The organism is Corynebacterium sp. HMSC036D02 (assembly GCF_001836165.1).
In the GTDB taxonomy this organism is placed as follows: Bacteria; Actinomycetota; Actinomycetes; order Mycobacteriales; family Mycobacteriaceae; genus Corynebacterium.
Window position 1 is genome coordinate 38431 of record NZ_KV827691.1, and the last position, 19477, is coordinate 57907.

At 58.7% G+C, this 19477-nt stretch carries 18 protein-coding genes and 2 tRNA genes; 12 read left to right on the plus strand and 8 right to left on the minus strand.

Features of this window, described 5'->3' with window-relative positions:
• Nucleotides 1-30: 30 nt before the first annotated feature.
• Complete coding sequence (clpX, locus tag HMPREF2743_RS08355) at nt 31-1326, minus strand: ATP-dependent Clp protease ATP-binding subunit ClpX (RefSeq protein WP_010190911.1); 1296 nt, start codon at nt 1324-1326, stop codon at nt 31-33.
• 199 nt (nt 1327-1525) lie between these two features.
• On the opposite strand from clpX, the gene HMPREF2743_RS08360 reads away from it, so the two are divergent.
• Together HMPREF2743_RS08360 and fabG are read left to right on the plus strand one after the other, a co-directional pair.
• Complete coding sequence (locus tag HMPREF2743_RS08360) at nt 1526-2830, plus strand: MFS transporter (RefSeq protein ID WP_070645369.1); 1305 nt, start codon at nt 1526-1528, stop codon at nt 2828-2830.
• Nucleotides 2831-2870: 40 nt separating this feature from the next.
• A complete protein-coding gene (gene fabG, locus HMPREF2743_RS08365) occupies nt 2871-3641 on the plus strand; it encodes a 3-oxoacyl-ACP reductase FabG (RefSeq protein WP_070525688.1) in 771 nt (256 codons plus the stop codon).
• Nucleotides 3642-3694: 53 nt separating this feature from the next.
• Here fabG and HMPREF2743_RS08370 read toward each other — a convergent pair whose 3' ends face one another.
• The gene (locus HMPREF2743_RS08370; protein WP_010190916.1) at nt 3695-4318 is read right to left on the minus strand and encodes an ATP-dependent Clp protease proteolytic subunit; all 624 of its coding nucleotides are present in this window, start codon (nt 4316-4318) and stop codon (nt 3695-3697) included.
• A 21-nt stretch (nt 4319-4339) separates the two neighbouring features.
• A complete protein-coding gene (locus HMPREF2743_RS08375) occupies nt 4340-4939 on the minus strand; it encodes an ATP-dependent Clp protease proteolytic subunit (protein ID WP_010190917.1) in 600 nt (199 codons plus the stop codon).
• Between the two features lie 138 nt (nt 4940-5077).
• Between HMPREF2743_RS08375 and HMPREF2743_RS08380 the strand changes: the two genes are divergently transcribed.
• From HMPREF2743_RS08380 to HMPREF2743_RS08405, 6 genes are all read left to right on the plus strand, one after another.
• Nucleotides 5078-5758, plus strand: coding sequence for a metal-dependent transcriptional regulator (locus HMPREF2743_RS08380; RefSeq protein ID WP_010190918.1), 681 nt, complete (start codon nt 5078-5080; stop codon nt 5756-5758).
• A 115-nt stretch (nt 5759-5873) separates the two neighbouring features.
• Nucleotides 5874-6341: a class Ib ribonucleoside-diphosphate reductase assembly flavoprotein NrdI gene (nrdI, locus tag HMPREF2743_RS08385; RefSeq protein WP_005324049.1), complete on the plus strand. Its 468-nt coding sequence runs from the start codon at nt 5874-5876 to the stop codon at nt 6339-6341.
• Nucleotides 6342-6391: 50 nt separating this feature from the next.
• Nucleotides 6392-8587: a class 1b ribonucleoside-diphosphate reductase subunit alpha gene (gene nrdE, locus HMPREF2743_RS08390; RefSeq protein WP_070525685.1), complete on the plus strand. Its 2196-nt coding sequence runs from the start codon at nt 6392-6394 to the stop codon at nt 8585-8587.
• Nucleotides 8588-8638: 51 nt separating this feature from the next.
• The gene (gene nrdF, locus HMPREF2743_RS08395; RefSeq protein ID WP_023020918.1) at nt 8639-9664 is read left to right on the plus strand and encodes a class 1b ribonucleoside-diphosphate reductase subunit beta; all 1026 of its coding nucleotides are present in this window, start codon (nt 8639-8641) and stop codon (nt 9662-9664) included.
• On the plus strand, nt 9648-9920 hold the full coding sequence (locus HMPREF2743_RS08400) for a hypothetical protein (protein WP_034655492.1): 273 nt from the start codon (nt 9648-9650) through the stop codon (nt 9918-9920). Before nrdF ends, HMPREF2743_RS08400 begins: the two co-directional genes overlap by 17 nt.
• 39 nt (nt 9921-9959) lie before the next feature.
• The gene (locus tag HMPREF2743_RS08405) at nt 9960-10541 is read left to right on the plus strand and encodes an NADPH-dependent FMN reductase (protein WP_070447780.1); all 582 of its coding nucleotides are present in this window, start codon (nt 9960-9962) and stop codon (nt 10539-10541) included.
• A gap of 173 nt (nt 10542-10714) precedes the next feature.
• On the opposite strand, the gene tig is transcribed toward HMPREF2743_RS08405, so the two are convergent.
• The 3 genes from tig to HMPREF2743_RS08420 form a co-directional block, all read right to left on the minus strand.
• Nucleotides 10715-12073 carry a trigger factor gene (gene tig, locus HMPREF2743_RS08410; protein ID WP_070711126.1) on the minus strand — a complete coding sequence of 453 codons (1359 nt, stop codon included), beginning with the start codon at nt 12071-12073 and terminating at the stop codon, nt 10715-10717.
• A 73-nt stretch (nt 12074-12146) separates the two neighbouring features.
• Nucleotides 12147-12220 (minus strand) — tRNA-Pro (locus tag HMPREF2743_RS08415).
• 137 nt (nt 12221-12357) lie between these two features.
• Entirely contained in the window at nt 12358-13161 is an 804-nt protein-coding gene (locus HMPREF2743_RS08420) for a hypothetical protein (protein WP_070818574.1), read from the minus strand.
• Between the two features lie 187 nt (nt 13162-13348).
• Here HMPREF2743_RS08420 and HMPREF2743_RS08425 point away from each other — a divergent pair.
• Nucleotides 13349-13423 (plus strand) — tRNA-Gly (locus tag HMPREF2743_RS08425).
• 158 nt (nt 13424-13581) lie between these two features.
• Nucleotides 13582-14409, plus strand: coding sequence for an aldo/keto reductase (locus tag HMPREF2743_RS08430; protein WP_070818575.1), 828 nt, complete (start codon nt 13582-13584; stop codon nt 14407-14409).
• Here the strand turns inward: HMPREF2743_RS08430 and HMPREF2743_RS08435 are convergent.
• Both HMPREF2743_RS08435 and HMPREF2743_RS08440 read right to left on the minus strand, forming a co-directional pair.
• Entirely contained in the window at nt 14406-14879 is a 474-nt protein-coding gene (locus HMPREF2743_RS08435; protein ID WP_010191143.1) for a ribose-5-phosphate isomerase, read from the minus strand. The genes HMPREF2743_RS08430 and HMPREF2743_RS08435 overlap by 4 nt on opposite strands.
• 37 nt (nt 14880-14916) lie before the next feature.
• Nucleotides 14917-15531 (minus strand): mycothiol-dependent nitroreductase Rv2466c family protein, encoded by a 615-nt coding sequence (locus tag HMPREF2743_RS08440; RefSeq protein WP_070525677.1) that lies wholly within the window; start codon nt 15529-15531, stop codon nt 14917-14919.
• A gap of 101 nt (nt 15532-15632) precedes the next feature.
• On the opposite strand from HMPREF2743_RS08440, the gene pepN reads away from it, so the two are divergent.
• Both pepN and HMPREF2743_RS08450 read left to right on the plus strand, forming a co-directional pair.
• A complete protein-coding gene (gene pepN, locus HMPREF2743_RS08445; protein ID WP_070818576.1) occupies nt 15633-18173 on the plus strand; it encodes an aminopeptidase N in 2541 nt (846 codons plus the stop codon).
• A gap of 236 nt (nt 18174-18409) precedes the next feature.
• Nucleotides 18410-19477 (plus strand): HNH endonuclease signature motif containing protein (locus HMPREF2743_RS08450; protein ID WP_070818577.1); only part of this gene is annotated, 1068 nt, incomplete at its 3' end.

The window sequence follows — 19477 nt, forward strand, 5'->3', positions numbered from 1 at the left end:
GCCTTGAAGATGCCTTTTAAGAGATGCCGTTTAGGCGGATTCCTTCGCCTCGTCCGAGTACACGAACTCCGGCTCGCCGCCGTCAGTCACGCAGTCCTGCGTGATGTGGACGCTGGCGATGTCCTCGCGGTCTGGGAGGTCATACATGATGGGCACGAGCAGCTCCTCCATGATGGCACGCAGGCCGCGGGCACCGGTCTTGCGCTCGAGCGCGAGCTCGGCGATTGCCTCCAGCGCCTCATCCTCGAAGTGCAGCTCCGCACCATCCATGCTGAACAGGCGCTGGTATTGCTTGACCAGCGAGTTCTTCGGCTCCACGAGCACCTTAACTAGCGATTCGCGGTCCAGGTTATCCACCGTGGCAACCACCGGCAGGCGGCCGATGAACTCGGGGATGAGGCCGAACTTCACCAGGTCCTCCGGACGCACCTGGGAGAAGAAGTCGACTGATTCCTTCTCATCCTTAGTTTCCAGCTTGGCGCCAAAGCCCACGCCCTTCTTGCCCACGCGCTCCGAAATCACCTTATCCAAGCCCGCAAAAGCACCGGCCACGATGAAAAGGATGTTCGTCGTATCCAACTGGATGAATTCCTGATTCGGGTGCTTGCGCCCACCCTGCGGCGGGATCGCCGCCACGGTTCCTTCAAGGATCTTCAGCAGCGCCTGCTGGACGCCTTCACCGGACACATCGCGGGTAATCGATGGATTCTCCGACTTGCGGGAGATCTTGTCCACCTCATCGACGTAGATGATGCCGTGCTGCGCGCGCTCCACATCAAAGTCCGCTGCCTGCAGCAGCTTGAGCAGGATGTTCTCGACGTCCTCGCCCACGTAGCCAGCCTCGGTCAGGCTCGTGGCATCCGCGATGGCGAAGGGGACGTCCAACAAACGCGCCAAGGTCTGCGCCAAGTAGGTTTTACCGGATCCCGTCGGGCCCAGCATCAGGATGTTGGACTTAGAAATCTCAACTTCTTCATCCTGCGCCTTCTTCCGGCGGCCCTCCAGGCCCGCGGCCTCCTCAGCCTTGATGCGCTTGTAGTGGTTGTACACAGCCACCGACAACACGCGCTTGGCCTGGTCCTGGCCAATGACGTACTTATCCAGAAAAGCCGAAATCTCCGAAGGACGCGGAAGGCGCATCTCCTTCTCTTCGTCCGCCTCGGCCTGAGCCGCGCCGAGCTCCTCCTCGATGATTTCGTTGCAGAGCTCGATGCACTCGTCACAGATGTAGACGCCGCCGCCGGCGATAAGCTTCTTCACCTGCTTCTGACTCTTTCCACAGAAGGAACACTTGAGCAGGTCAGCGCTTTCTTGCATACGTGCCATGAAGGCCTTTCAACTCTTTTCTCTGGGGTTATGGTGGGGCGATTTTACCGCAGTTTGTTCCACTCTAGTAAACCACTCAGACTCGAGCGCTATTCCTCACTCAGCGGCGCGCCCTTGAATTTAAAACGGCAGTTAGTAGACATAGACAGAGCGGTTCACTAACTTACATCGAAACCGCTCTATCAGCAGAAAGATTCTCATGGACATCCGCGAACTCATCGACCGCTCCCCCATGGGCTCACGCCAATGGCTCATCATCGCCATTGCCCTCTTCCTCAATGCCCTCGACGGCTATGACATGGTGGCCATGGCCTTCGGCGCCGGCACCGTCAGCGAAGAGTTCGCGCTGTCCGATTCTTCCCTTGGCTGGCTCCTGTCCTCCGCTCTCATCGGTATCGGCCTTGGCTCGCTCTTCCTCGCCCCGTTGGCTGACCGCCTTGGACGCACCACCCTCATCACGGTCTCGCTCGTCATTGACCTCGTCGGCCTCGTGCTCACCGCCCTCGCGCCTACATTTAGCCTGCTGTTGCTGTGCCGCCTCATCACCGGCATTGGCGTCGGCGGCGTCCTTGTCTGTGTCACCGTGCTCGTCAGCGAGTACTCCAACTTGCGCTTCCGCGGCCTGGCCGTCGCCATCTACGCCTCCGGCTATGGCCTCGGTGCCTCCTTCTGCGGCGTTGTCGCCTCCTCCTTCGATACCTGGCAGCCCATATTCTGGGTTGGCGCAGCACTCACAGTTGCCGCCCTTATCCTCACGGTTACTTTCGTCCCCGAGTCCGCAGACTTCCTCGCCGCCCGTGGCCGCATGGACACGGTGCGCACCATCACCGCCAAACTCGGCCTCACGGGAGAGGTCAGCGTCCGCCCGCGCACCAGCCACAAGGCCTCCTACAAGGACCTCGTCTCGCCGCAGTTCCTGCGCACCTCCATCAAGCTCTGGCTGGCCTTCAGCTTCATCATGTTTGCCTACAACTTCACCTCGCAGTGGACCCCGAAGCTTCTTACCGCCGAGGGCCTTACCGCCCAGCAGGGCATCATCGGCGGCATCATGCTTTCCTTCGGCGGTGCTATCGGCGCCATCCTCTTCGGCCTGTTCACCACGCGCATCGACGCCCGCCCCCTGCTCATCGTCTTCTGTCTTATCTCCTCCGTCGTCCTCGTCGGCTTCATTAACTCCACCGCCGTGCCTTCCCTCATGTTTGCCCTCGGAGTCGGCGTAGGCCTTACCCTCAACGCCTGCATCTCCGGCCTTTACACCGTCACCCCGGAGGCTTACCCTTCGGCGCTGCGCACCACGGGTACGGGCGCTGCCATCGGCATCGCTCGCGTGGGCGCTACCCTCGCTCCCATCCTGGCGGGCTATCTGCTCGAAAGCGGCTGGACCCCAACGGGGCTCTACACCCTCGCCGGCGCTACCGCTGTGTTGGCCGCAATCTCCCTCATCGGTGTGCGCGCCTACACGGCAACCACCAAGCAGACAGCACCCCAGACCGTGGCGGCCTAGGCTGGAGGGGCACACAGCCCCAACCGCTTAGGAGCAGTACATGTTTAATCTTCAGGACCACGTTGCCATCGTCACCGGCGGCGCCGCCGGAATCGGCCGCGGCATCGTCAGCGCTCTACGCGAAGCCGGCGCGACCGTCGTCATCGCTGACCTCAACCTCGAGGCCGCGCAGAAGACTGCCGAAGAACTCGGGGCGGACGCCCTGCTTGTCGACGTCACCTCGCGCGACTCCGTCCGCAACCTCTACAGGGACGTCGTCAAGCGCTATGGCCGCATCGACATCGTCTGTTCCAACGCCGGTGTCTTCCCCAACTGCCCGCTCGAGGACATAACCGACGAGCAATGGGACGCCATGTTCGCCATCAACACGCACGGCACGTTCACCGTGGTGCAGGAAGCACTGCCCTACATGAAGAAAGCGGGCTACGGGCGCATCGTCATCACGACGTCTATCACCGGCTCGCACACCGGCTACCCAGGCTGGGCGCACTACGGCGCTTCGAAGGCCGCACAACAAGGCTTCATGCGCTCCGCGGCACTGGAAGTTGCCCGTGATGGCATCACCATCAATGGTGTTCTGCCAGGCAACATCCTCACCGAGGGTTTGGAGGGCCAGGGTCAGGAGTACCTCGACCAAATGGCACGCTCCGTCCCTATGCACCGCTTAGGTTCCCCGCGCGATATCGGCAACGCCGCGGCCTTCCTCGCCTCCCGCGAAGCAGGCTACATAACGGGCCAGACCATCATCATTGACGGCGGCCAGATCCTCCCCGAGTCCCCCGAGGCCATCCTGCCGCCCTACGAAGCCTAAGCATGGCCGAAGCCCCGCTATCTACTAGACAGCGGGGCTTTAAGCTTGATTACTTAGGCGTTGAGCTTGCGGTAATCAAAGACGGTATCGATGAGACCGTAGTCAACGGCTTCCTGCGCGGTAAGAATCTTGTCGCGGTCAGTATCGATGCGCACCTGCTCCGCAGTGCGGCCGGTGTGCTCAGCCAGGGTCTCCTCCATGAGGCGGCGCATGCGCTCGATCTCGTTGGCCTCGATCTCAAGGTCCGACACCTGGCCCTGCGTGCCCTGCGTACGCGGCTGGTGAATCAGCACACGAGAGTTCGGCAGCGCAGCGCGCTTGCCCGGAGCACCGGCGGCCAACAGAACAGCCGCTGCGGATGCCGCCTGGCCCAGGCACACGGTCTGCACGTCCGGGCGGACGTAGCGCATGGTGTCGTAGATAGCCATCAGCGCAGTAAACGAGCCACCCGGGGAGTTGATGTACATCGTGATATCGCGGTCCGGGTCCTGGGACTCGAGGACCAGCAGCTGCGCCATGATGTCGTTGGCGGAGGTGTCATCGACCTGGGTGCCCAGGAAGATGATGCGCTCTTCAAAGAGCTTGGAATACGGGTTGGTGGTCTTCGATCCCTGTGCGTTCTGCTCAATGAACTCCGGCAGAACGTAGCGGGAAGAAGGCATCTGAAGGTTAGACATAGTGATAAAGCTCCTTGTTCCCTAGTTGGTGATAGGACCGTTGACGGACTCGATGACGTGGTCGACGATGCCGTATTCCTTGGCCTGCTGGGCGGTGAACCAGCGGTCGCGGTCCGAATCCTTGGTGATTTGCTCGAAGGTCTGGCCGGTGTGCTCAGCGATGAGCTCAGCCATCTCGCGCTTGGTCTGCGCGAACTGCTCGGCCTGGATGGCGATATCTGCGGCGGTACCACCCACACCAGCGGAAGGCTGGTGCATCATGATGCGTGCGTGCGGCAGGGCGTAGCGCTTGCCCTTGGTGCCGCCGGAGAGCAGGAACTGGCCCATCGAAGCGGCCAGGCCCATGCCATACGTAGCCACATCGCACGGCGAGTACTTCATCGTGTCGTAGATGGCCATGCCCGCGGTGACCGAGCCACCCGGCGAATTAATATAAAGCGAAATATCGCGCGTGGGGTCCTCTGCGGACAGCAGGAGGATCTGGGCGCACAGTTTGTTGGCAATCTCATCATCCACCTGGGTTCCCAGGAAAATAATGCGCTCGCGCAGCAGGCGCTCATACACGCTATCGCTCAGATTCATACCCGTAGACGACGAGTTCATTGAAATCTTCTCAGACATTAATGGTTCTCCTTCAAGTGAAGAATGCTTTAACTGGCCCCACCTTACCGGCATTCCTCTCAAACTTGGCCTCTGTTCGCTATGAGCGTTGGGGCGCAGCACCAAAGGCGCATACGGAAGCTGGGTTAACATTTGCTCATGTCTGTTTCCGAGCTATCCACCAGTACCCAGAACTATTTGAAAGCAATCTGGGGGCTAAAGGAATGGTCGTCCGAGCCCGTTACCGCCACACTTATAGCGAAACAGTTGGGACTCAAGCTCTCCTCGGTTTCCGATGCAGTGCGCAAAATGTCGAAGCAAGGGCTCGTGTCACACACGCCCTATGGCTCTGTGGAGTTAACCGAACTTGGCAGGCAGTACGCATTGGTCATGGTGCGCCGCCACCGATTGCTTGAGTCTTTTTTGGTTCAAGCATTGGACTACACGTGGGACGAAGTCCATAATGAAGCCGAAAATCTCGAACACGCGGTGTCCGACATGCTCATAGAACGTGTAGATAAGTTCCTTAATTACCCCACTAGGGATCCGCACGGCGATCCTATCCCTACGGTTGATGGACAGATCACAATCCCCAGTGCGCACCGTCTCACCGACAGCGGTGCGCAACCGCAAGTGACCGTGGAACGCATTTCTGATTCCGACCCACAACTGCTGAAGTTCCTTGAAGAGCGCGGCATTGTCACAGGGGCTGTTCTTAGCACGCGCGAGGGAGCGCCCTTTTCAGATTCTCTCGAAATACAGGTGGCCGGCAGCACTCAGTGGGTAGTGCTTGGACGCCCAGCTACCGACGCAGTGTTTGTAGCACACCACAGCCGTTAGACCTTCCCCTTTGCATTAATCCTACTCTCACCTGCCCTTTTCAAAACTACGTTGGGCCGTAGTTGCAACTACGCCATTGCGTAGTTAGTCTTTTCGAATATCACCTATCCCACTTATGGCTAAGGCCAGGATGAGCAGGATTGCTATGTCAGACTCACCAGATTTGGTGTATTTTTCTAGCGTTTCAGAAAATACAAAAAGATTCGTCGAACGCTTAGATAGACCCGCGGTGCGCATTCCACTGCGCCCCAAGAAAACCGGGATGATCCAGGTTTCACACCCGTACGTACTCATCGTTCCCACCTACGGCGGAGGCTCGCTCAAACGCGCAGTCCCCAAACAGGTCATCGACTTCCTCAATGACCCAATCAACCGCTCCTTTATCCGGGGCGTTATTACCTCAGGGAATACCAACTTCGGAAGTGCTTACTGCGTCGCCGGACGCATCATTTCCGCCAAGTGCCACGTACCGGAGCTGTATCACTTCGAGCTTCTCGGCACCCAGAAGGACATTGCCGCCGTAAAGCAGGGCCTTCAAAAGTTTTGGGAGCAGCAAAAGCAGCTAACGATGACACCCCATTAATCCCCCGCAAGATGAAGAACCCATCCGCATCACACAGATTGGAAGACACAATGTGGCCTCTCGATGCCACCCCCACACAACCTCATGGCACTACGCTCCGCACCGCTTCAGCAAACAATGCCGGCGGTGTCGGCAAGCGCAAGAGCTACCACGCACTCAACGCGCAGCTGAACTTGTTCGACGCTTCTGGAAAAATCCAGTTTGACAAGGACATTCAGGCAGCACAAGACTATGTCACGCACCATGTCGCTCCCCGCATGCATCAGTTCGATTCCACCAAGCAACGCTTGGAATGGTTGGTTGATAACGAGTACTACGAGCGGGATTTCCTTGAGCTTTATGATGACGCCTTTCTGTGCGCCATGTATGACAGAGCTCATCGAGCTAAGCACCAGTTCCGCACCTTCCTCGGCGCATTTAAGTTCTTTACTTCATATGCACTGAAAACCTTTGATGGCTCCCGATTCCTAGAAGGCTACGAAGAACGCGTCGCCACCACAGCTTTATACCTTGCACAGGGCGACGAAGAGCTCGCAGAAAAGCTGGTGGATGACATCATGACAGGACGATTCCAGCCCGCCACCCCTACTTTTCTCAACGCAGGCAAAGCCCAGCGCGGCGAAATGGTCTCCTGCTTCCTCCTGCGAATCGAAGACAATTTGGAGAGCATTGGTCGCAGCGTGAACTCTGCACTGCAACTATCAAAGCGCGGTGGTGGAGTGGCCTTGTTGCTGAGCAACCTGCGCGAATCCGGAGCCCCAATCAAAAAGATAGAGAACCAGGCTTCCGGCGTAGTCCCAGTCATGAAGATTCTCGAAGATAGCTTCAGCTATGCCAACCAATTGGGCGCCCGGCAGGGCGCTGGAGCCGTCTACCTGCATGCGCACCATCCAGATATTCTTCGCTTCCTGGATACCAAGCGGGAAAATGCCGATGAGAAAGTCCGCATCAAGACTCTTTCGCTGGGGGTTGTTATTCCAGATATAACCTTCCGGCTGGCCAAAGAGAACAAGGATATGCATCTTTTTAGCCCGTATGACATCGCTCGCGAGTACGGCGTAGCCATGTCTGACATGTCCATCACCGAGTGCTACGACGAGTTGGTTGCCAATCCGCGAATTTCTCACACGACCATTAAGGCCCGCGAGTTTTTCACCACGCTGGCTGAGCTTCAGTTTGAATCCGGATACCCCTACATCCTCTTTGAGGATACGGTCAACCGCGCTAATCCCCTCAAAGGACATATCAATATGTCCAACCTGTGTAGTGAAATCCTCCAGGTCAACACGCCATCGACCTACGGAGCTTCGGGTGACTACACCACCGTCGGCCAGGATATTTCCTGCAATCTAGGTTCGCTCAACATTGCGAAGGCTTTTGAATCACCGGACTTTGGGGAGACCGTCGAAACCGCAGTACGTGCCCTCACGAAGGTTTCAGACCTGACGAATATCGAAGCTGTTCCTTCCATCGCTCACGGAAATGCCTCCATGCATGCCATTGGTCTGGGCCAAATGAATCTCCACGGCTTCCTTGCTTCACAGCGTATTCCTTATGGCTGCGCCGAGGCACTGGACTTTACAAATATCTATTTCCTCACGGTGACCTACCATGCGCTCCGCGCATCCCATGCACTCGCGGTTGAAAAAGGTCAACGATTCACAGGCTTCGAAGAATCCACCTATGCCACTGGCGCCTACTTTGACAAATACATCGACCAAGACTGGGTGCCAGCCACTGAACACGTAAAACAGCTCTTCCATGAAGCAGGCGTGCAGATTCCTCAACGCGAGGATTGGCTACGGCTCAAGAAACAAGTGATGCAAGACGGCATCTACAACGCCTACTTGCAGGCAGTTCCACCCACTGGATCAATTTCCTACATCAATGACTCCACCGCGTCCATCCACCCGATTGCCTCCAAAATTGAAATACGCAAGGAAGGCCGCTTGGGGCGCGTGTACTACCCCGCGCCGGAAATGACCAACGACAACCTGGAGTATTTCGATGACTCCTACGCCGTGGGATACAAAAAAATCATCGACACCTACGCCATGGCCACCCAACACGTGGACCAAGGACTTTCCCTGACCTTGTTCTTTACCGCTGATACGACCACGCGAGACATCAACAAGGCACAAATCTATGCCTGGAAAGCCGGAATCAAGACCCTCTACTACATCCGTTTACGCCAATCCGCGCTCCAAGGAACCGAGGTCGAAGGCTGCGTCTCCTGTGCTTTGTAGGAGCACGGTCCTCCCCTTGTCTACAACCATTCACTCAGAAAGAAGGAAGCTATGTCTTCAACATCGAACAGTGCTGAACTAACCAGCATTTCAGTTACCCCGCCGAGCTACCGGCATGATCCTTCAGCCCGCATCCGCGCCATCAATTGGAACCGGGTGAGCGATGACAAGGATCTTGAAGTGTGGAACCGTCTCACCGCCAATTTTTGGTTGCCAGAGAAGGTCCCGCTTTCTAATGATCTCCCGGCGTGGCAGAAGATGACGCCCGAGGAACGCAACCTCACCATGCGGGTGTTCACGGGACTCACCACCCTGGATACTGTCCAGGCCACTGTGGGAGAAATCTGTCAGATTCAAGATGCCCGCACCGAACACGAGGAGGCCGTGTATACCAACATCGCCTTCATGCAGTCAGTCCATGCCCGTTCATACTCTTCAGTGTTTTCTACCCTGAGCAGTACAAAGGAAATTGATGAAGCATACCGCTGGGCGGTGAATAACGACCTTCTCCAGGCACGCGCCAAGAAAGTGCTCGCGCACTATTTTGGGCCGGATCCACTCAAACGCAAGGTGTCATCGACGCTCCTTTCCTCATTGCTTCTCTACGCGGGTTTCTATCTTCCCTTGCACTTTTCTGTCCACGCCACCCTGACAAATACGGCAGACATGATTCGCCTCATTCTGCGTGACAAGGCAGTGCACGGCTACTACTCGGGCTACAAGTATCAGCGCGGTTTGGAATCCACGACCCCGCTACGGCAGAAGGAAATGCATGATTTCACCATTTCTTTGCTCGAAGAGCTTTATGCACTAGAGCTGGACTATTCCGGCGAGCTATATGAGCCTTTGGGACTCATGGATGATGTAGCCGTGTTCGTTCGCTATAACGCCAATAAGGCACTCATGAATTTGGGCTACCCGGACTATTTCCCGCCCGAAGAAACGGAAGTGAACCCAGAAATCCTCGCGGCCCTAGCCCCCGGAGCAGATGAGAACCATGACTTCTTCTCCGGATCTGGTTCCTCCTATGTCATTGGTACTGCTGAAGAAACGAGTGATGATGACTGGGATTTCTAAACCTTTTCCGCGACCGGACCAAGGAAGCTGGCTTGAGACCATCGCGCTGTTTGAAGCCATCCGCGAAGGAAACCAACCCGCAGCCATGCGGCTGTTGAATACATCCGCCGCACGAGAGGCCGTCCTCGGGGGTCTTCTAGGGCTCATCGAACTGTACTTCCGCCATGAAGAAGGAGACAAAGTAGATGGCTTCCTCACCGCCGCCCACGCTGCCGGCCCACCACCGGCCTTTGGCTGCAAGCCTTTTCTCCCTTGACCACGTCTCCCTACACCCAACTAAGAAAGAAGGTTTACCATGACCACCCCACGTATCAGCGTTATCGTCGGCAGCCTGCGCCGAGAGTCATTTGCACGCAAGATTGCACACGAGGTGCTCACGATGATCCCTGAAGACTACGAGGCAAACATCGTGGAAATCCGTGACTTGCCGCTCTATGACTTCGACTACGATGACCCCGCCGTCACGGACAAGCCCACTCCGGCTGAGTACACCACCTTTCGCGAGACCATCAAGAACTCGAGCGGGATCCTCTTCATTACGCCAGAGAACAACCGCACTATCCCTGCCTGCCTCAAGAACGCAGTGGACATCGGCTCTAAGCCCAACTCAGATGTGGCGTGGAAGAACCTTCCCGCAGGTATCATTAGCCACTCTGTAGGCCGCATGGGCGGCTACAGTTCACAGAAGAACCTTCGCCTCGCCCTGTCCTACTTCGATATGCCGCTCCCTGGTCAGCCCGAAGTATTTCTGGGCCAATCCCCCACCCTTTTCGAAGAGTCCGGACATCTCAATCAACGCACCGCAGACTTTGTCAAGGATTACGTTATGCGCTTCCTGCAGTTGACCGACGAGGCCTTTAGAGCCACGAACGGCTAGCGGTATCCCCAGCCAACACCCATCGCGCCCTCTACGAAGTACTCAAAGACTCCTAGAGGGCGTTCACAATGACACAAACCCCGGATTCAGGCTCATCCTTGAGTTACCTGAATCCGGGGTTTCATGCGCGCTCGCCACCACACATGTGGCAGCAGCGCGTTACAAGCGGGAGATTACTTCTCCTCGGAAGCTTCAGCAGCGTCCGCTTCTTCGATTTCACCGAAGTACTGGTCAACGTCAACCTTGTTGCCCTCTTCATCGGTGACCTCGGCACGGCAGATGGCCATTGCCAGGGCCTTGCCACGGCGAACGTCAGAGAACAGGTTACCCAGCTGGTTGCTGGACTGCAGCTGCTGGATGAACTGGTTCGGGTCCATGCCGTAAGACTGCGCGGTGAACAGGATGTGGTCGGTCAGCTCCTGCTGGGACACCTCCGGCTCCTCGATCTCAGCCAGGGCGTCGAGGAAGAGCTGGGTGCGGACGGATTCCTCAGCGGACTTGCGAGCATCAGCGTCGAACTCCTCGCGGGTCGTGCCCTGTGCCTCAAGCAGCTGGGCCAGAGCCTTCTCGTCGTGAGCCAGCTGGCCCATGACCTGGTGCAGCTGAGCGTGAACCTGCTCATCAACGATGGAGGACGGCAGCTCGAAGGAAACCTCTGCCAGAGCGGCCTTCAGGACCTCATCGCGGATGGCAGCAGCCTGCTCGGACTTCTTGGACTCTTCGACGCGGGACTTGGTGTCCTCTCGCAGCTCGTCGATGGTGTCGAACTCGGAGGCCATCTGCGCGAACTCGTCGTCGAGATCCGGCAGCTTGCGCTCCTTGGTCTGCTGGACGTGGACCTTCACGGTGGCCTCTTCGCCCTCGTGCTCACCGGACTGGATGGTGGTGGTGAACTCGTTGTCCTCATCGGTCTTCATGCCACGCAGTGCGGTATCGAGACCCTTAATCAGGTTGTCGTCACCGATGCGGTAGGTCATACCCTCGTGGGAAGCCTCATCTAGCTTGGTGCCATCAACTTCGGTGGTGATGTCGACGATAGCGAAATCACCGGTCTTCATCTTGCGCTTGGTGTCCTTGAGCTCACCGAAGCGGGAAGCCAGGTCCTCGAGCGCCTTGTCGACGTCCTCTTCGGAAGTCTCCAGCGCCGGCACCTTGACGGAAATCTTGGAGAAGTCCGGCACCTCAAACTCGGGACGAACGTCTACCTCAGCGGTGAACTCGACGAAGTCGTTGTCCTCCAGCTTGGCAATGTCAATCTCCGGCTGACCAATAACCTTGAGATCGTTTTCTTCAACGGCCTGCTCGTAGCGGGACGGCAGCATGTCGTTGACGACCTGCTCGAGGATGGGGCCACGACCAAAGCGGGCGTCGATAAGCTGGCGCGGAGCCTTGCCCTTACGGAAACCCGGGATGGAAACCTGCTGCGCGATCGCCGCGTAGGCCTGATCGATTTCCTTGTCCAGCTCAGCAAACGGAACGTTGACGGTGAGCTTGACGCGGGTATCGCTCAGCTTGTCTACGGTGGTCTTCACGAGAAACTCTCCTGATTGTGATCGTTCAAAGATGAAATTAGGGGGCCTGGATGAGTGTCCAGGCCCCCATACGTCGGGGCGACAGGATTTGAACCTGCGACCCCCTGCTCCCAAAGCAGGTGCGCTACCAAGCTGCGCCACGCCCCGTATGGAAAGCCTCTGCGCCCGGAAGTTCCGCACGCAGCTGCGCTTCATACTGGGGCTAGTGTACCGATAGCTGCTTGACTATCCCAACACCGGCCCCAATTAAACTTTGTTTCCCCACGTCAGGGGCAGCTTTAGCGCTAGAAGTCGAAGTCGAAATCAAACATTCCGCCATCGCCCCCGTCGCCACCAAACAGGCCGTCGAAAAAGCCGCCCTCCTCGCCTCCCCCGGCGTCACCGGCACCATCCATGGCGCCGCCGTCCATACCCTCGGCGCCGCCCATGTCTCCGCCCCAGTCGCCGCTTTCAGCGGCTGCGGCGGAGTAGCCCACTCCCGCCATACCGGCGAACATGGCGTTAAACATCATGGAGTAGCCCACCATCCACACGCCGGTGGTCAATGCATCAGCCCACCACGGGCGCGAGTACCAGCCGGCCGGGACCGGGCGTCCTGCGACAACACCACCCGGGTAGTAGTTGGGGGTTTCTGCAGATGCGCTTGGCGACGCCGTCAGCGTCTCCCCGTTGGCCTCCACCGTGCGGGTCTCCGTCACCTTGCCGGCCTGGCGCTGGCCCTCCAGCGGTGGCAGCTCCGGGCCCGGATCCATGCCCATAATCTCACGCGCGGCCGCCACATAATAGAGCCCCTCCAGTGCGGACTCGCGCGCTAGGTGCGCTTGCTTGACGGTTGTGGCGCGGGAAATTGCCGAATTGGCCGCGGTAAAACGCTCAGAGGCATCCGCCATAGCCTGCTGGGAGGCGGTATCCGTACCGCTCAAGTTCATCACCTGGCCACCCAAACGCTCAGTCCAGCGGCGCGCATCCGCCATCGCATCCTCAAAACGCTGGGATTCTCGCAGCTCTTGCTGTTTCTTCCCGTTGCGCGAAGAAAGGAACCAGGCGCCGCCGCCGACGATGAGGATAAGGAGCAATAACGAGCTCACGAAAGCACCACTTTCACTAAAGAGTCGAATTGTGTGTTGTTGGGATTATGTACCTATCCAAAATAACGTCCTTTACCCCTTTCTAGTTCCCATTTTCTTTTCAGCGCCCGTATGCGCTAAAGTAGTGCGCACGCCGAAACAATGGCTTTCAAAGTCGAGGCTTTGAAAGCTGGAGATCGTCGGTTGTGGGAATGTCGTATAGTGGCTAATACCTCAGCCTTCCAAGCTGAAGACGCGGGTTCGATTCCCGTCATTCCCTCCACAAAAGCTGCACTGAGCACCTATTTTAGCTAGCCGGTGCGGCTTTAGTCGTTTTTGATTCTGTGGCGCTACTCCACACTCGGAGCACTCCGGTGATTCGCGTAGCCCATAACTTTCCTTTTCTGCGCGGGTGACCAAGCTCTGCGTAGAGTGGGCCGCATGACAGTACCGAATATTGAACTCAACGACGGCAACACCATCCCCCAGCTCGGCTACGGCGTCTTTAAGGTTGACCCCAATAAAACCGAGGAGCTGGTCCTCGAAGCCCTCAAGGTGGGCTACCGCCACATCGATACCGCCGCCATCTACGGCAACGAGGAAGGCGTGGGCCGCGCGATAGCTAAGTCTGGCATCCCACGCGAGGAACTGTTCATCACCACGAAGCTGTGGAATGACCGCCAGACTGATGCCGCCGCTGCTCTCGACGAGTCTTTGGAAAAGCTAGGACTGGACTATGTGGACCTCTACCTCATCCACTGGCCCTGCCCGGACAATGGCACGTACGTCGACGCATGGAAGCAGCTCATTGAGCTAAAGAAGGCCGGCAAGGCCAAGTCCATCGGCGTCTCCAACTTCGAATTAGAGCACCTGGACCAGCTGGAAACCCAGACTGATGAAACCCCCGTGGTCAACCAGGTAGAGCTGCACCCTTACCTGCAGCGCTGGCGCGAGCTCGATGCCTTCCGCGCCCACCAGGTGCACATCGAGGCCTGGGGTCCACTAGGTCAGGGTAAGACGGATCTCTTCGAGCAGCCGGAAATCACCGAGCCCGCCGAGAAATATGGCGTTTCCCCCGCTCAGGTGATCATCCGCTGGCACCTACAAAATGGCGTCATCGTGTTCCCGAAGTCCGAAAACCCGGAGCGCATCGCGCAGAACTTCGATGTCTTCGGTTTCGAGCTGGATGATTCCGAGATGGCTGCGATTACTGATCTTGACCTTGGGGAAGAGGGCCGTGGCGGCACTCACCCCAAGGAAATGAACTAAGCCTCCGGAAGCTCCGGCGGAATGTTGGTGCGCTCGTACTCGGCAAGAATGTCGATGCGACGCTGGTGGCGCTCAGCACGGGACCATTCCTGATCAAGGAAGGCATCCACGATGGCGAGTGCCTCCTCCTCGGAGTGCATGCGGCCACCGATGCCGATGAGCTGGGCATTGTTGTGCTCACGAGCCAAGCGGGCGGTCTCGGGGGACCACGCCAGGGCGCAGCGCGCGCCCTTCACCTTATTCGCGGCAATCTGCTCACCGTTGCCGGAACCGCCCAACACGATGCCGAGTGAGCCCGGATCGTTGACGGTCCGCAGCGCGGCCTCGATGCAAAATGCCGGGTAATCATCCTCGGCGTCGTACTCGTGGGCACCGCAGTCAATGACGTCGTGGCCCTGCTTTTTCAGGTGTTCGGCAATGACGTTCTTCGTCTCGAACCCTGCGTGGTCTGCTCCTAAATAAACGCGCATGGCCCACATCCTACCGGCCTGTGGGCCATCCCACGCACTAAACCTGCGGGGATTCGGTGCGGGAGCGCTTGAGCTCGAAGAAGTAGGGGAACTGGGCGAGGCGCACGGAGGCGTCGAAAAGCTCGCCGGCTTCTTCACCGGTGGGAACGCGCGTGATGACCGGGCCGAAGAAGGCAGTATCACCGAACTTCACCACCGGGGTGCCGACCTCATCACCGACCTCGGAGATGCCGCGGTTGTGGAACTCGGTGAGCTTTTCATCCATCTCTTCGGTGTTGGCCACGGAGGCGAAGTCGGCGGGGAGGGAGACGTCGTCAAGCGCCTGCTTGATGATGTCGTCGTAGGCGCCGTAACCCTTCTTGCCGCCCTGGCCCTCCGTGTGGATGCGGGTGCCCATCGCGGTGTAGAAGGCATCGACCTTCTCCGGGGCCTCCACGGCAATCTTGGCCGCCACGCGGGCAGGACCCCAGTTGGCTTCCATCATCTTCATGTACTCCGGATCCAGGTCGCGGCCCTTGTTGAGCACGGACAGGGACATCGGCTGGAAGGTAACCTCGATATCGCGGACCTTCTCCACCTCCTTAATCCAGCGCGAGGTTAGCCATGCGAAGGGGCATGAGCAGTCGAACCAGAACGTAACTTGTTGAGCCATAGTAAATCTCCTTTGTTTGTGTGGTCTTTGGCACCCCACCCTAGGCGGGTGACTACGCTGGTGCAGAGACTTTAGGTACAGAGAAAGAGGAGATGCACCTTATGACCTCGATTAACCTCACCCGCGAGGAAGCCCAGCAGCGCTCCGACATGGTGGAGGTAAGCCACTACGACGTCGCCTTGGACCTCACCGGAGAGGAGTATTTCACCTCCACCACGGTGGTGAAGTTCCGAGTTAAGAAGGCCGGTTCTACGTTTATTGACTTGCGCGGTGACGAGCTTCTCGAGGTCCGCCTCAACGGCGCTCCCCTGCCCACCAGTGCTTATGACCCGACGTACGGGATCCCGCTATCGGGTTTGCAGGTGGCAGAGTATGAGCTGAAGGTCGTGGCGAAAATCCGCTATTCACGCACGGGCGAGGGCCTGCACCGCTTCGTCGATCCGGTCGACGGCGAGGCTTACCTCTACACCCAGTTCGAGACTGCCGACGCCAAGCGTGTCTTCGCCTGCTTTGACCAGCCGGATTTGAAGGCGACGTACTCGCTGACCTTCGAGGTCCCAGAGCACTGGACGGTGATTACGAACTCCCCCATCACGCGTTCAGGCAATACCGTGCGCGCGGCGGTGGATTACCCGCTGTCGACCTACCTGATTGCCCTGTGTGCGGGCCCGTATGTGGGCGTGACGGATACGTGGACCGGCACCTTGGCGGAGCACCCGGAGGGCTCACCGGCTAAGTCCGTGGAGGTGCCGCTGGGCATTTACTGCCGCCCCTCGCTACTGGAATCGCTCGACGCCGAGCGCTTGTTCACGGAGACCAAGCAGGGCTTTGATTTCTACCACCGCAACTTCGGCTTTGCCTACCCCTTTGGCAAGTATGACCAGATTTTCGTGCCGGAATTCAACGCCGGCGCGATGGAGAACGCCGGCTGCGTGACCATTCGCGATGAATACGTCTTTACGTCGCAAGCCTCGCACTACAAGTATGAGCGCCGTGCAGACACCATCCTGCACGAGCTGGCGCACATGTGGTTCGGCGACTTGGTGACCATGCAATGGTGGGATGACCTGTGGCTCAACGAGTCCTTTGCTACCTGGTCGGCGGCGATTTCCCAGGCGGAGGAAACCCAGTACGACACCGCGTGGGTGACCTTTGCCAACGTGGAGAAAGCCTGGGCCTACCAGCAGGATCAGCTGCCCACCACGCACCCGATTTCCACGGATGCCTCCGATATTGAGACCGTGGAGCAGAACTTCGACGGCATCACCTACGCCAAGGGGGCCTCGGTGCTCAAGCAGCTGCAGGCCTACGTGGGCCGTGAGAACTTCTTCGCCGGGGTGCGCCGCCACTTCCAGGAGCACCAGTGGTCGAACGCCACGTTCGGGGATCTGCTGCGCCACTTGGAGGAGGCCTCGGGCCGCGACCTGTCCTTCTGGGCGCAGCAGTGGTTGAAGACTTCAGGAGTCAACACGCTGGGCATGGCATTGGCGACGGACGAGTCCGGCACCATTACTCAGGCCTATCTCACCCAGCGCGGCGATACTCTGCGCACGCACCGCGTCGCTGTCGGCGTCTACGCCCTGCAGGGTGAGAAGGTGGTGCGCACCGAGCGCATCGAGATGGATATCGATGGCGCTTCCACCGAGATTCCGGAACTCATCGGCCGCAAGCAGGCGGACATCGACTTCGTGCTGCCTAACGACGATGACCTGACATACTGCCTCATCGAGCTGGATGCGGGTTCCCTGCAGTTCCTGTTGGAGAATATCGACAAGTTCGAAGATCCCATGGCCCGCACTCTGTGTTGGTCCACCGCGTGGGAAATGACCCGTGCGGGCTCGATGCGCGCCCGCGATTTCGTGGCGCTCGTGGCCCGCGGTGCGGCGGCGGAGACCGAGCTCGCCGTGCTGGAGCGCATCCTCTCCCAGGCCGCTATGGCCCAGTCCACCTACGCCGACCCGGAGTGGGCAAAGGAGGACACACAGCTTGCCGACGCCCTCCTTGACGGCGCCCGCTCCGAAAACGCCGAGCGCTCCATCGTCTTCACCCAGGCGCTGGCCGGCATCAAGCTTCACGACGCCTCCCGCGCCTTCTTCCAGGAGCTCCTTAAGACCTCCTCGGATGCGGGCCTGCGCTGGAAGGCGCTCACCGCGCTCATCGCCGATGGCTCGCTTGCCGACGTCACCGGCCCCGAGGCCGCCGGCGCCGCCATGACGGCGGTGGCTGAGGAACTCAAGCGCGATAACACCGCGACGGGCTACCAGGCCTCACTTAAAGCGTTGGCCGCGGTTAATACCGAGGACAACAAGCGCGCGGTGTGGGACGAGATTGTCGCCGGTGAACTGGGCAACCGCGACTTGGAGTCGAAGCTAGCGGGCCTGACTTTCGTGGGTTCCGATGAACTCCTGCCGAGTGCTGAGTTCTTCGACGTGGCGGAAAAGATTTGGTCCGCGCAGTCCAACGAGATTGCCTTGACCACGGTGACCGGGTTGTTCCCGCGCTGGGATGTCAGCCAGGAGACCCTCGACCGCGCCGACGAGTTCCTCTCCCGCGACCTGGCCGGTGGCCTGCGCCGCGCCGTGACCGAGCAACGTGACCGCCTCGCCCGCGCCCTGCGCAACCGCGCCGTCGACCGCGGTTAACACCGCGTCTAGCCCCTCCCCTGAGGGGCTTTTCTCGTTCCAACTCCACGCCCGCCACGCGCGGCCATGACCAAACCGCACTCCTCACCATGCCAGCGCCGCGCGCCGATGAGGCCTGCGTTCGCCCCGCACCGTTCCAGCGACTTATCCCCTGTTGCACGTTCACCACACCACCTGAGCTGGTTGTTTGTTCCTCCGGTTGCGGGGTGCAGAGACCTGTTTTAGTCTCTGTGCCCATGGGGGATATCGAAACCTACCTCCGCCTTCGCAACTCGGGGATTGCGCTGGTGGAGCATATACCTGGCTCACCCGATGAGCTCCGCGCGCTCGGCGCCGACCCAGCCGATGCTGCCGAGCTGTCACAGCTACACCAGGTGTACTTCGGCCCCACCCGCTATACGGGCAAGCAAAAGAAGGCACGTGCAGCCGCCCTTGCCCAACGCCACAGCCTGGGCACCCTCACACTCATCGAAACCTACGTTTCAAAAGTAAAGAAAACCCTCGACGCCTGGAACCTCAGAACAAGACTCGCCGCCACACCCGCACACCGCATCCGCCAGGTCGCCACCGCACGGCTTAAAGAACTCACACGTAAAAGAACCGCCAAACCAGGCGTACGCATCACCTACAGAGCCGAAGGGCCTAACACGCTCTCCATTACTGACGATGCCACCACGATTGCCAACATGCGCGCAGTCCTTGAATCCACCAACACCGACCTGCTTCAAGCCGCCAACGACGTCTTCTTCAACCAAGAAACAGCCGGCACCAAGCCTTCCGTGCGCACCCAAGTCATCGTCACGTTGAACGAACTCGACCAGATCATCAACGGCGACGGCGACGAGATCGAGCTCAACCTGACCAACGGTGGGCGCATGACAGGGGCGGAATTCCTCACCCACAAGTTTGCCGAAATCGGCTACGCCACCATCGTGCACCCTGTCGAAGGCCCCATTAACACCTGGCGGCTCGAGCGCAGAGCAAACTTCAACCAACGCCTTACCCTGCACGCTGAGTTTCAGACGTGTTCTAGGCCTGGGTGTAATAAGCCAGCTGATTACTGCCAAATCCATCACCTCATCCCTTGGCAGGCTGGTGGCTACACCAACATCAAGAACCTGACGTTTTTGTGCGCCTACCACAACGGCATTAATGACGATGACCCTTTAAGGCCTACCGGGCGCGGCTACATGTACCGCTTGAACACCGGAGTCAGCTTCATCCCACCCTGGGGCACACCAATTACCGCAATGCCCGAATACCAAGAAGCCATCGCCAGACTCAACGCCGAGAAAGCAGCCACA

Bases quoted from the DNA above. Each gene is read 5' to 3' on its own strand.
- nrdF (WP_023020918.1), top strand. From the start codon at position 8,639: ATGTCTTCAACATCGAACAGTGCTGAACTAACCAGCATTTCAGTTACC.
- fabG (WP_070525688.1), top strand. From the start codon at position 2,871: ATGTTTAATCTTCAGGACCACGTTGCCATCGTCACCGGCGGCGCCGCC.
- HMPREF2743_RS08435 (WP_010191143.1), bottom strand. From the start codon at position 14,879: ATGCGCGTTTATTTAGGAGCAGACCACGCAGGGTTCGAGACGAAGAAC.
- HMPREF2743_RS08360 (WP_070645369.1), top strand. From the start codon at position 1,526: ATGGACATCCGCGAACTCATCGACCGCTCCCCCATGGGCTCACGCCAA.
- nrdI (WP_005324049.1), top strand. From the start codon at position 5,874: ATGGCTAAGGCCAGGATGAGCAGGATTGCTATGTCAGACTCACCAGAT.
- pepN (WP_070818576.1), top strand. From the start codon at position 15,633: ATGACCTCGATTAACCTCACCCGCGAGGAAGCCCAGCAGCGCTCCGAC.
- HMPREF2743_RS08405 (WP_070447780.1), top strand. From the start codon at position 9,960: ATGACCACCCCACGTATCAGCGTTATCGTCGGCAGCCTGCGCCGAGAG.
- HMPREF2743_RS08380 (WP_010190918.1), top strand. From the start codon at position 5,078: ATGTCTGTTTCCGAGCTATCCACCAGTACCCAGAACTATTTGAAAGCA.
- HMPREF2743_RS08375 (WP_010190917.1), bottom strand. From the start codon at position 4,939: ATGTCTGAGAAGATTTCAATGAACTCGTCGTCTACGGGTATGAATCTG.
- HMPREF2743_RS08430 (WP_070818575.1), top strand. From the start codon at position 13,582: ATGACAGTACCGAATATTGAACTCAACGACGGCAACACCATCCCCCAG.
- HMPREF2743_RS08370 (WP_010190916.1), bottom strand. From the start codon at position 4,318: ATGTCTAACCTTCAGATGCCTTCTTCCCGCTACGTTCTGCCGGAGTTC.
- nrdE (WP_070525685.1), top strand. From the start codon at position 6,392: ATGTGGCCTCTCGATGCCACCCCCACACAACCTCATGGCACTACGCTC.
- HMPREF2743_RS08400 (WP_034655492.1), top strand. From the start codon at position 9,648: ATGACTGGGATTTCTAAACCTTTTCCGCGACCGGACCAAGGAAGCTGG.
- clpX (WP_010190911.1), bottom strand. From the start codon at position 1,326: ATGGCACGTATGCAAGAAAGCGCTGACCTGCTCAAGTGTTCCTTCTGT.
- HMPREF2743_RS08440 (WP_070525677.1), bottom strand. From the start codon at position 15,531: ATGGCTCAACAAGTTACGTTCTGGTTCGACTGCTCATGCCCCTTCGCA.